Source organism: Cellulomonas sp. P4_B5_2, from assembly GCF_056402235.1.
The window spans coordinates 1-10,468 of record NZ_JBFUHU010000108.1 but is presented as its reverse complement, the minus strand read 5'-3'; the positions used below and the strand labels follow the sequence as shown (position 1 = coordinate 10,468).

The 10,468-nt window shown below is 72.7% G+C and carries 10 protein-coding genes, 2 tRNA genes and 1 riboswitch; of the genes, 5 read left to right on the top strand and 7 right to left on the bottom strand.

Features of this window, described 5'->3' with window-relative positions:
• The 4 genes from AC1DUQ_RS09730 to AC1DUQ_RS09715 form a co-directional block, all read right to left on the bottom strand.
• On the bottom strand, nt 1–2,597 hold a 2,597-nt coding region (locus tag AC1DUQ_RS09730), incomplete at its 3' end, for a helix-turn-helix transcriptional regulator (RefSeq protein ID WP_477073712.1).
• 135 nt (nt 2,598–2,732) lie between these two features.
• On the bottom strand, nt 2,733–3,566 hold the full coding sequence (locus AC1DUQ_RS09725; protein ID WP_477061661.1) for a CPBP family intramembrane glutamic endopeptidase: 834 nt from the start codon (nt 3,564–3,566) through the stop codon (nt 2,733–2,735).
• 336 nt (nt 3,567–3,902) lie between these two features.
• A tRNA-Asn gene (locus tag AC1DUQ_RS09720) sits at nt 3,903–3,978 on the bottom strand.
• 48 nt (nt 3,979–4,026) lie between these two features.
• On the bottom strand, nt 4,027–4,539 hold the full coding sequence (locus AC1DUQ_RS09715) for a hypothetical protein (RefSeq protein WP_477061662.1): 513 nt from the start codon (nt 4,537–4,539) through the stop codon (nt 4,027–4,029).
• A 154-nt stretch (nt 4,540–4,693) separates the two neighbouring features.
• On the opposite strand from AC1DUQ_RS09715, the gene AC1DUQ_RS09710 reads away from it, so the two are divergent.
• The 5 genes from AC1DUQ_RS09710 (at nt 4,694) to AC1DUQ_RS09690 (ending at nt 7,995) form a co-directional block, all read left to right on the top strand.
• Complete coding sequence (locus AC1DUQ_RS09710; RefSeq protein WP_477061663.1) at nt 4,694–5,134, top strand: hypothetical protein; 441 nt, start codon at nt 4,694–4,696, stop codon at nt 5,132–5,134.
• Nucleotides 5,135–5,138: 4 nt separating this feature from the next.
• On the top strand, nt 5,139–6,623 hold the full coding sequence (locus tag AC1DUQ_RS09705) for a multicopper oxidase family protein (protein ID WP_477061664.1): 1,485 nt from the start codon (nt 5,139–5,141) through the stop codon (nt 6,621–6,623).
• Between the two features lie 26 nt (nt 6,624–6,649).
• Nucleotides 6,650–6,723, top strand: a tRNA-Ile gene (locus AC1DUQ_RS09700).
• Nucleotides 6,724–6,809: 86 nt separating this feature from the next.
• Nucleotides 6,810–7,613, top strand: coding sequence for a DUF1206 domain-containing protein (locus AC1DUQ_RS09695; RefSeq protein ID WP_477061665.1), 804 nt, complete (start codon nt 6,810–6,812; stop codon nt 7,611–7,613).
• Nucleotides 7,614–7,688: 75 nt separating this feature from the next.
• Nucleotides 7,689–7,763, top strand: a riboswitch (cyclic di-GMP riboswitch).
• A 16-nt stretch (nt 7,764–7,779) separates the two neighbouring features.
• Nucleotides 7,780–7,995: a BldC family transcriptional regulator gene (locus AC1DUQ_RS09690; RefSeq protein WP_056090365.1), complete on the top strand. Its 216-nt coding sequence runs from the start codon at nt 7,780–7,782 to the stop codon at nt 7,993–7,995.
• Nucleotides 7,996–8,049: 54 nt separating this feature from the next.
• On the opposite strand, the gene AC1DUQ_RS09685 is transcribed toward AC1DUQ_RS09690, so the two are convergent.
• From AC1DUQ_RS09685 to AC1DUQ_RS09675, 3 genes are all read right to left on the bottom strand, one after another.
• Nucleotides 8,050–9,300, bottom strand: coding sequence for an arginine deiminase (locus tag AC1DUQ_RS09685; RefSeq protein ID WP_477061666.1), 1,251 nt, complete (start codon nt 9,298–9,300; stop codon nt 8,050–8,052).
• 37 nt (nt 9,301–9,337) lie between these two features.
• The gene (locus tag AC1DUQ_RS09680; RefSeq protein WP_477061667.1) at nt 9,338–9,880 is read right to left on the bottom strand and encodes a TetR/AcrR family transcriptional regulator; all 543 of its coding nucleotides are present in this window, start codon (nt 9,878–9,880) and stop codon (nt 9,338–9,340) included.
• Between the two features lie 13 nt (nt 9,881–9,893).
• Nucleotides 9,894–10,468, bottom strand: a 575-nt coding sequence (locus AC1DUQ_RS09675; protein WP_477073711.1) for a YhgE/Pip family protein, incomplete at its 5' end; no start/stop codon positions are given.

The following is a 10,468-nucleotide window of genomic DNA, read 5'->3' as shown; positions in this document are numbered from 1 at the left end:
ACGCAGGTGAGCCACGTGCGTGCGGCGCGGGCCAGGTCCTCCCGGTTGTCGACGTGGACCTTGTGGCAGGCGGAGAAGATGTGGTTCTCGACCGTCCGCACGCTCAGCACCATCCGGGCTGCGATCTCCGGCGTGGTGTAGCCGCGGGCGACCGCCACCGCGACCTCACGCTCGCGCGTGGTGAGGTTCACCGCCTGGTCCAGCGGGGCGAACAGACCGCACAGGTCGCGTCCGCGGAGGCCCGCCTGGCTCCACGCGGCGTCGGCGTGCACGATCGCGAGCGCGGTGTCGCCGCGGGCGATGAGCTCGATCGACCGTGCGACGGCGGTGCGGACCGCGGGCTGACGCAACCCTGCGTCGTGCAGGACGACCTGCTGCCGGCCCAGCTCGTCGATGTCCCTCGTCGCCAGCGCGGCGCCGTACTGCGCGAGCCGGGACAGCAGCGAGGAATCGGTCGCGGCTGCCGCCTGGACGAGCACCGCCGCACGCTCGGGACAGGGGTCGTGCTCGAGCGACGCGACCCCGGCAGCCACGGCGGCCGGGATGAACCCGTGGAGGRGTCGCTCCTGCACCAGGTCCCAGAGCACGTCCGCGGCGTCGGCGTCGGGTCCCTCCGCGACCACCGCGCCGACCACGTCGGAAACCATCCACGGGTGCGGCCCGCGCACCCCCCGCAGGGCCGTCGCCTGCGTGACGATCGAGCGGGCGTACGCGCCCCGGCTCTGCCAGTGGGCGCCTGACGCCGCGAACGTGAGCAGGGCGGCCTGGATGTGCGTCAGGTGCGCCGGGACCGAGCCGAGCGCCAGCACCGACGACACGAGCGCGCTGAGCTCCACCGCGCGGCCCTGCAGCGCCAGCCCRTACGCGGCGACGTAGGCGTGCGGGAGCACGACGGTCGGTGCCAGGTCGGCTCGGCCCCGTTCCACCCCGGCGAGGGCGTCGCGCACGGCGGCGTCGACGTCGCAGGACAGGAGCCGGACCATCCCGGCGATGACCGCGACACTCTCCGCGCGACGGCCAGCCGCTTCCTCGATCCCGTCGAGCAGCTCGAGCGCCGCCGCCGGCAGACCGGCCGCGATCTCGACCTCGGCCGCGGCGAGGAGCAGCCGTTCGCGGATGTCCACGTCGTCGTCGGCGAGCGGCAGCAGGGCCGCACGCGCGGACGGCACGTCCCCGACCAGGAGCTCCACCCGAGACGCTGCGGCCCGCAGGATGCCGTCGGCGGTGCACCCTGCGGAGCGGGCCGCCTCGAGCTCGCCGAGAGCCGCGTCGCGCGTGCCGCCGGTCGACGCGCAGTAGAAGGCGGCCCAGGCGGCCAGCTCGGCGCGCCCTCGGTGATCCGCTCCGTCGACCCGCGTCTCGCGCAGCACGGCGGCCACCTCGTGCGGGCGGGCACCGGCCACGAGCATCGCAGCGACCAGCGCCGCGCCGTGGGTGGCGTCGGGGTCCGAGCGCCACTCCCGTCGCCGGGCGGCGACGTCCGCCGACGAGTGCTGCGCGAGCATCTGCACCAGGACCGCAGCTCCGCCGTCCCCGGCGTGCTCGCCGATCGACGTCGCAGCCTCGAGGTCCGCCTCGGCCAGCCGCTCCCGGGTCACGACGTTGCGCAGGGTCGAGCCCTCGTGCGTGAGGTAGTCCCCGAGGAGCGGTGGGAAGACGCCCACGATCGGTGCACCGCGGTTGGGCAGCACCTGGAGCAGTCCCCGGTCGTCGAGCGCCGCGATCGTCTCGGGCTCGACCAGCTGGCGCGCGGCCCGCAGCGGCACGGTGCCGGCGAACGCGAGCAGGGTGAGCGCGTCGACGCACGCGTCGTCCACGTCGGTCAGCAACGGTTCGACCGCCTGGGACAGCGGCGTCGTCCACAGGTCGCCGCGAGCGATCCAGAGCCCGTCGCGGAACACCAGGCGGTTGTCCCGGCGGCCGTTCTCCACGACCGCCTCCACCAGACCCGGCAGCCCGCCCGACACCGCGGCGATCCGCGCGACCGTCGTCGGCTCGACCCCGCCGGGCAGCAGCTGGTGCACGAGCGTGTGCACCTGCTCGAAGGTCAGCGGGTCGAGCGTGACGCGCACCCCCGGACGCAGCCCCGCCGTCAGCGCGCTGGTGTCGGTCTGCCGGCGACCGCCGGGTCGGCTCGTCATCAGCACGGGTGTGGGGCGGTGCGACAGCAGGGCCACGATCGCCCCGGCGCTCGCGGGGTCGAGGTCGTCGGCGTCGTCGATGACCAGGACGGACCGGGGCGCGTCGAGCAGGTCCTCCATCGACGCGATGGCCGATGACAGCGCAGGCAGCTGTCCGGCGACCGGGGAGATGTGGATCCCTGCCGCGGCGAGGGCGCTGAGCGGACGATCCCGCAACGACCGCAGCCCTCGCACCTCGGTGACCATCGTGCCTTCGAGCGTCAACCGCTCGGCGACCTCGCGGACCAGGGCCGACCGGCCCGAGGAGCGCATGCCCACGAGGTTGACGTTGGTGCCCTCGCGCAGGAGCGTCAGCGTCCGCTCGACCCGTTCCGGGGGCAGGTGCACCTCGCGTGGCGTGCCGGAGACGTGCAGCACGGACGTGCGATTCGGCACTGACACCGTCGACTGGGCCATGGGGGCATCCTCGCCCCTCGGTCTCGTGCCGCCCTGGGTCCTCCGACCCGGATCGCGACCCCGGACGCGTGACGAGGAGCGCCGATGTCGTGATCGGGCAGGTCGTCAGCCGGCTACGGGCCGAGCTCCTCGCGGTCAGACGAGCGCCGCGGTCAGGAACGTGAAGATCGCGACGTCCGAGAGGAAGTGGATCCACCACGCCCAGAACAGTCCGCGCGTCTCGAGCATCGCCTTGGCCAGGATCCATCCGAGGAAGACGGTGAGCGTGGCGCCCAGGAGTCCGCCGGGGGTGCCGAAGTAGTGCGCCATCCCGAACAGCACGGCTGACTGCCAGAGCGCGCCGCCGCCGCCGACCGCGGGTGCGAGGGTCGCCAGCACGGGTGCCCGGTAGGTCATCTCCTCGTTGAAGGCGTTCAACGCTGCGTAGGCAAGGATCGACGGTGCCATCGGCAGGACGGCGAGCATCGTGTCGCCGTCGGGTCGGAGCACGAACCACTGCGCGAGGGCGACGACCACGGCGATGTACACGCTCCACTGCAGCGCGAACCGCGACCAGGAGACCGGGCGGGGGAAGCCGAACGCAGGGACGGGCCGCAGCGGCGCGCGCAGGTCGCCGCGGGCGAGGAAGAACTCCCGGCGTCGGTAGCCCAGAGCGAGGAGCACCCCGACCATCGCGGCGGTGACCACCAGCTTGCTGAGCTGCTCCGACCGCATGCGCTCGTCGAGCACGGAACCACCCAGCAGACCGTCGAGCCCGGCCACCGTGCGTTCGATCCGGGGGAGCAGCGACTGGAGCGCGACGAAGGCGGCGAGCACGGCGACGAAGTCGCGCAGCGGACGCAGCCGGGCGACGGTGGCGGCGACGACCGTCAGGGCCACGAGCCCGACGAGCTTCCAGGCGGACCACCACGGGGGGACTGTCCCGGTCAGCACGGCCCAGGCGATCTCGGGCAGCCCGAAGGCGGCCACGACTGCCCACGCGACGATCGTCAGACCGGCGCTTCGGCCGGTCTCCGCAACATCAGGAGATGTGGCCGGGGTGGTGGACACCGTCGCCCCCTCTGCCGGCGACCCTGGTCGGTCGGCGTCGTCGCGCTCGGATGAGGAGCAGCTGCGCCGTCCGCGCCTCTCCGGACGGCTCATCCACCACCCTCAGACGTCACCGTGGTCTCGCCGTAGGGCCCGAAGTCCCGTCGTGCCGCGGCGCTGTCGGGCCGGCGCTCGCCTGCTCGTGCACGCGGACCGCGCGGCGCAGGTACGAGAAAGGCCCCCGCCAACGTTTCCGTTGATCGGAGGCCTGTCTGCTGGCTCCCTCGACTGGACTCGAACCAGTAACCGTCCGATTAACAGTCGGATGCTCTGCCAATTGAGCTACGAGGGATCGTGCGGGAAGAAACTCTAGCAGCCGCTGCGGGGTGCCCCGGACGCGTCAGCGGGGGAGCCCGACGGCGTCGCGGACCTCGTCCTCCGCGGCGTCGAGGATCGCCGCCACCGCGGGATCCGACAGGTCGACGGCCGCATCGCCGAGGACCTGCGTGAACAGTCCGCCGTCCTCGTCGCGGCGCAGGACGACGCGGACGCGGTGGTCGCCGGGCAGTGTGACGGACGCCGCATGCACCACGGACTGCTGCACCCGCTCGCGGAACGTCTGGGAGAACGCGTACGACCCGGGCACCTCGGCGAAGGTCAGCTGCTCCGACTCGCCCGACACCCAGCGCAGCGTCATGGTGCGGGTCGCGGCGTCCAGGGAGCCGTGGTCGACGTCCGACCAGGGGCGCCGGACGACCGGGCCGTCGGGTGCCAGGAGGTGCAGGGCGCGGCGGGTGGCCACCGCCCACCGGCCGTCGGCCAGCTCGGTGCTCACCAGCACGGCGTCGCCCGCGTGCAGGTCGAGGCGGCTGCGGTCGGCAGCGGGGATCCGGCGTCGGGAGAACAGGGCCACGACCTCACGGTACCCGCGTGGTTGCTCCTGACCGCGTCGGCGAGAACGATGAGAAATCGGGACGAAGTATCAGATTGTGCCCACGAGGATCTTGGAAGGTGGCGCGGCCGTTCCCGACCGCGTCCTGGGAGCGCGACGGGATCGAGGGGATGACATGAAGACTGCGTATCGGGTGCTCGCCTACCTGGTGGCCACGGGGGTGTTCGTGCAGGCAGGCGCCATCGCCTACGCCTGGTTCGCCACCCTCAACGACCTCGACGGCGGAGCCGTCATCGACTCGGAGTGGGAGGGCAACGTCGGGCACGCGCTGCACGGGATGGTAGGCACCATGGTGATCCCGCTGCTCGTGATCGCGCTGCTCATCGTGTCGTTCTTCGCCAAGTTCCCCGGCGCCGTGCGGTACGCCCTGATCATCCTGGGCCTGCTCGTGCTGCAGATCGTCCTCGCGTTCGTGGCCTTCGGTTCGCCCGTGGTCGGCGCCCTGCACGGGGCGAACGCGCTCGCGCTGCTCGGCGTGAGCATCACGGCCGCCCAGCGAGTGCCGCGGGACACGTCCACGACGGGCTCGTCGGCGCCGGCCACGGCCGTCGCCTGACCCGGTGACCGAGCGGGAGGCGCTGGGCCGACGACGGCGGGTCGTCGCCGCGGTCGTCGCCTCCGTGCTCGTCCTCGGGCCGCTCGCCTGGTTCTGGTGGACCAGCCTGGTGCCGGCGAACGCGTCGGTGATGGACATGGGCTACCCGGACACGGGGGGTGCCCCTGGGGCCACCCCCGGGCATGCCCACACCCCGCCGGCCGGCCCGGGCGTCAGCGTCGAGACGCTCACCGGTCCGTCCGGCGGCGTCCCCGACGTCGCGCTCACCCTCACGGCCGACGCCGGCCCGATCGAGGTCGGTGGCCGGACCCTGCGCGGCTTCACGCTCAACGGGACGTCGCCCGGCCCCACGATCGAGGCCGAGGTGGGCGACCTGGTCGAGGTGACCCTGGTCAACCGCTCGGTGCCGGACGGCACCACGCTGCACTGGCACGGCGTCGACATGCCCAACGCCGAGGACGGTGTCGCAGGGGTCACGCAGGACGCCGTGCCCGAGGGCGGCTCGCACGTCTACCGGTTCGTCGTCGAGGACGCCGGCACGTACTGGTACCACTCCCACCAGGTCTCCCACGCGCAGGTGCGCGGTGGTCTGTTCGGCGCTCTCGTCGTCCACGCTGCGGCGTCGGACGGCACTCTCGACGCCGTCGCGGCCGTCCACACCTACGGAGCGGTCCCGACGATCAACGGCTCGGCGGAGAACCTGCGCGTCCCGGCCGACCCCGGTGAGCGTGTGCGGGTCCGCGTCGTGAACACGGGGTCGGGGGTGCTCCGCGCCTGGGTGCCGGGGGCGGCGTACCGGTTGCTCGCGCTGGACGGGCGTGACCTGCACGGCCCCGGGGCCGTCACCGACCAGGTCGTCGTGGTCGGTGGCGGAGGACGCGCCGACCTCGAGGTGACCGTCCCGGACGACGGTGCTGCCGTCCGGGTCCGGCTGGGTTCGCAGTCGGTGCTCGTCGGACCTGGCGACGACGCGCCCGACGGCGACGACCCGCGCACCACGCTCGACCTGCTGACCTACGGCACACCGACCGACGTCGACTTCGACCCGCGCGCCGCCGACCGCCGGTTCGACTACGCGATCGGTCGTCGGCCCGGGTTCGTGGCCGGCCGGCCGGGGCTGCAGTGGACGATCAACGGGCACACCTACCCGGACGTGCCGATGTTCGTCGTCAGCGAGGGCGACGTGGTGCAGATGTCGCTGCGCAACTCCAGCGGTCAGGCACACCCGATGCACCTGCACGGCCACCACCTGCTCGTCCTGTCGCGCGACGGAGCGCCGTCGACGGGCAGCCCGTGGTGGACCGACTCGCTCGAGCTGGCCGCGGGGGAGTCCTACGAGGTGGCGTTCGTCGCGGACAACCCCGGCATCTGGATGGACCACTGCCACAACCTGCCGCACGCCCAGCAAGGTCTCGTCGCGCACCTGGCGTACGAGGGCGTCGACACGCCGTACCTGCTGGGCGGGGAGGCGGACAACGCCCCGGAGTGAACCCTCGGTAGGGTGTGCGGTGCCTCGGGGCAGTAGCTCAGCCGGTCAGAGCAGCGGACTCATAATCCGTGGGTCGTGGGTTCAAGCCCCACCTGCCCCACCCTTCGCCCGAGCTCTCCGGTCGCCGGAGTGCGCACCTCCTGCCACGATCGGCCCGACAGGGGCCCGGCCGAGGGAGATGCAGTGGTGGCGACGAGCAGTACGGCGAACGCGCAGCGCGGATGGGAGCTCGCGGCGCGCGCGGGCTACGCGGTCAGTGGGGTCCTGCACATCCTGATCGGGGTGCTGGCGCTGCGGGTGGCGTTCGGCAGCCCCGCTCAGCAGGCGGACCAGTCGGGGGCGCTCAGCACGATCGCGAGCACACCGTTCGGCGCCACGGTCCTGTGGTTCTCCGTGGTGGCCTTCGTCGCGCTCGGTGCGTGGCAGGCGGCCAAGGCGATCCTCGGCTCCTCACCGTCCGGTGCCGGTGCGGGCGGCGGCGCGGGGGAGCGCGCCAAGGCGGCAGGGCGCGCGGTCGTCTACGCCGGGCTGGCCCTCACCGCGCTCAGCTTCGCTCGCGGGGGCGGGTCGTCCAGCTCCGCGCAGACCGCGGACATGACCGCGAGGCTCATGGAGGCGCCCGGCGGCCGTCTGCTGGTCGCAGCGCTCGGGATCGCGATCGTCGCCGTGGGCGCGTACCACGTCTACAAGGGGTGGAAGAAGAAGTTCCTCGAGGACCTGCAGCGACTGCCGTCCGGGACGGCCGGCCCGGTCGTCCGTCGTCTCGGTGTGATCGGCTACGTGGCCAAGGGTGTCGCGCTCGCGATCGTCGGTGTGCTCTTCATCACCGCGGCCGCGCAGGCCGACCCGTCCAAGGCCACGGGCCTCGACGGGGCGCTCCACACATTGCGTGACCAGCCCGCCGGCGTCGTGATGCTGGTCATCGTCGCGCTCGGGTTCATCGCCTTCGGCGCGTACTCGTTCGTACGCGCCCGGTATGGCCGGATCTAAATCACCCGTTTGCGCGCGAAACGTGCGGTCGAGGTTGTTGCACAGGCGTCCAGTTTCGGGCATAGTTCCCTTTGTCAGCGACAACGGCAAACCCGCTGCAAGGCGGGGACGCAAAGCCACGGGGCCCACTGGGCCAGCCGAGCTACCGAACGACAGGAGAACCATCWTGGCTGTCACCACCGACGCCCCCCTCTCGCAGGGMGCTCTGCTCACGCCGGGCGAGGTCGCCGTGCTCTTCCGCGTCGACCCGAAGACGGTCACGCGCTGGGCCCAGGCCGGCAAGCTCTCGGCCGTCCGTACCCTGGGCGGCCACCGCCGCTTCCACGAGTCCGAGGTGCGTTCGCTCCTCACGGGCGTCCCCACGCAGCGCGCGGCGGAGTGATCCCGAGCTTCAGCTAGACGAGAGAGCCCCTCCCGACGACGGGAGGGGCTCTTCTCATGTCTCGGGGAGCGGGTCCCGGACGATCGGGCAGGTCATGCAGTGCCCACCGCCGCGACCGCGGCCCAGCTCGGCGCCGCGGATCTCGATCACCTCGACGCCCGCCGCCCGCAGCAGGGCGTTGGTCGTCGTGTTGCGGTCGTAGGTGAACACGACCCCCGGCTCTACGGCGACCGCGTTGTTGCCGCTGTCCCACTGCTGGCGCTCGGACGCGTAGGCGTCGCCGCCGGTCTCGATCACCCGCAAGCCCGGCAGCCCCAGTGCCCCGGCGACGACGTCGACGAACGGTGCGCTGCCCTCGTCCGCGATGTGCACACCGCCGCCGTCGCCCGGGCGCAGGGTGAACGGGTGGATCGCGTCGACGATCCTCGGGTAGAGCGTCACGACGTCCCGGTCGGCGAACGTGAAGACCGTGTCCAGGTGCATCGCCGAGCGCAGCTTGGGCATCCCGGCGACGACGACGCGCTCGGCAGCACCCTGGGCGAACAGCGCGCTGGCGAGCTGCGTGATGCCCTGGCGCGACGTCCGTTCGCTCATGCCGACCAGCACGGTGCCGTTGCCGACCGGCATGACGTCCCCGCCCTCGATCGTGGAGCGTCCCCAGTGGCGTTCGGGGTCGCCCCACCAGACCGTGGAGCCCGCGAAGTCCGGGTGGAACAGGTAGACCGCCTTCATGAGCAGCGTCTCGTCGTGCCGCGCGGGGAAGTAGAGCGGGTTGAGCGTGACGCCGCCGTACAGCCAGCACGTGGTGTCGCGCGTGTAGAGGGTGTTCGGCAGCGGCGGCATGACGTACTCGCGCGCGTCCGGGGAGGACTCCGCGAGCGCGAAGTGGTCGTCGTCGAACCCGCCGGTGATGTCGACGGTGGCGAGGCCGCCGATGAGGAACTCGGCGAGGCGTGCAGGCTCGAGGCGCTCGAGGAACTCACGGGCGTCGTCCACCAGCTCGAGCCCGACGTCGTCCGGCACGATCTTGCGGTCGAGCAGCCAGTCGCGGGCGCCGGGGACGGCCATCGTCTGGGCGAGAACCTGGTGCAGCTCGAGCACCTCGACGTCGCGCGCCCGCAGCTGCGCGACGAACGCGCGGTGGTCGGTGATCGCGTTCTCGACCCAGAGCACGTCGTCGAAGAGCAGGTCGGCCGCGTTGGTGGGGGTCAGGCGCCGGTGGGCGAGGCCGGGCTCGCAGACCAGGACCTTGCGCAGGCGCCCGACCTCGGAGTGGACGCCGTTCGGTGCTGCCTCGGTCGGCATCGCAGGGCCTCCACGTCGGGTGTCGGGCGGGGAACGCTCAGTGCACCGTAGCGAGGACCGCGGCCCGGACGTCGTCCAGCGTGCGCTCCGGCTGGAACACGAGCCACTCGAGCCCCGCCAGCAGCGTCGCGCCGAACAGGGCCGCTGCGGTCAGGGAGGCGTCCCGGTCCGGCCAGGTGTCCGCGACGACCGTGGCGAACGCCCCCATCGCCTCCTCGCGCACCAGCCGGATCGAGTCCTGCCAGCTGCGTCCGGTGCGGAACGTCTCGGCCACCATGAGCTTGGCGAAGTCCGGGTGGCTGCGGATCTGGCCCAGCAGCTCGGTGACCAGGGCGGCGAGCGCGTCCCGCCCGTGCAGATCGACGGTCGCGCCCCGCAGGGCGACGGTCAGCCGGCCCACGCCCTCCGTGATGATCGCCTCGAACAGGGCCGACTTCGAGCCGAAGTTGTAGAACACGCTCCCCTTGGCGACGCCGGCCGCGGACGCGATGTCGTCGACCGACGTGGCGGTGAACCCGCGGTCGGCGACGAGTGCGAGCGCCGCCTCGACGATGTGCTCGCGGGTGGTCGTCGTGCGCATGGCCGTCAGCCTCTCAGATGCTCAGGGTGGGGTGGAGGCGAGCGACGGTCCAGGTCCGCAGGCGTCCGGCCTTCCACGCCGTCACCGCCAGCGACGCGACCGTCAGGCCCACCAGGTAGGCCACGGCTCGCCAGAGCCGGGCGTCGGGCGTGCCGGTGATCAGGTCCCGAAGGCCCTCGACCGCGTACGTCATGGGCAGGAGCGGGTGGATCGCCTGGAAGAACGCAGGGGTCGTCTCCACGGGGTACGTGCCGCTCGCCGACGTGATCTGCAGCATGAGCAGCGCGATCGTGGCCACCTTGCCTGCGGCCGAGCCGAGCACGGCGAGCAGCATCTGCTGGACGGCCAGGAACGTCGCGGCGACGAGCAGGAGGAACGYGATGGTGCCCACCGGGTGCCCCACGCTCAGCCCGAGCCCGAGCCCGACGACGCCCAGCAGCAGGAGCACCTGGCCCGCGCCGATGACGAGCGAGGGCAGGTAGCCGGCGAGCGCGACGCGCCACCCGGACGCGGGCGTCGCGAGAGCCCGCGTGGGCAGCGGCCGCAGGAGCAGCCAGGTGATCAGGCCGCCGACGAAGAGAGCCAGCG

Excerpts from the sequence above, each read along its gene's own strand:
- AC1DUQ_RS09710 (WP_477061663.1), top strand. The coding sequence starts at position 4,694 with ATGAAGACTGCGTATCGGGTGCTCGCCTACCTGGTGGCCACGGGGGTG.
- AC1DUQ_RS09685 (WP_477061666.1), bottom strand. The coding sequence starts at position 9,300 with ATGCCGACCGAGGCAGCACCGAACGGCGTCCACTCCGAGGTCGGGCGC.
- AC1DUQ_RS09680 (WP_477061667.1), bottom strand. The coding sequence starts at position 9,880 with ATGCGCACGACGACCACCCGCGAGCACATCGTCGAGGCGGCGCTCGCA.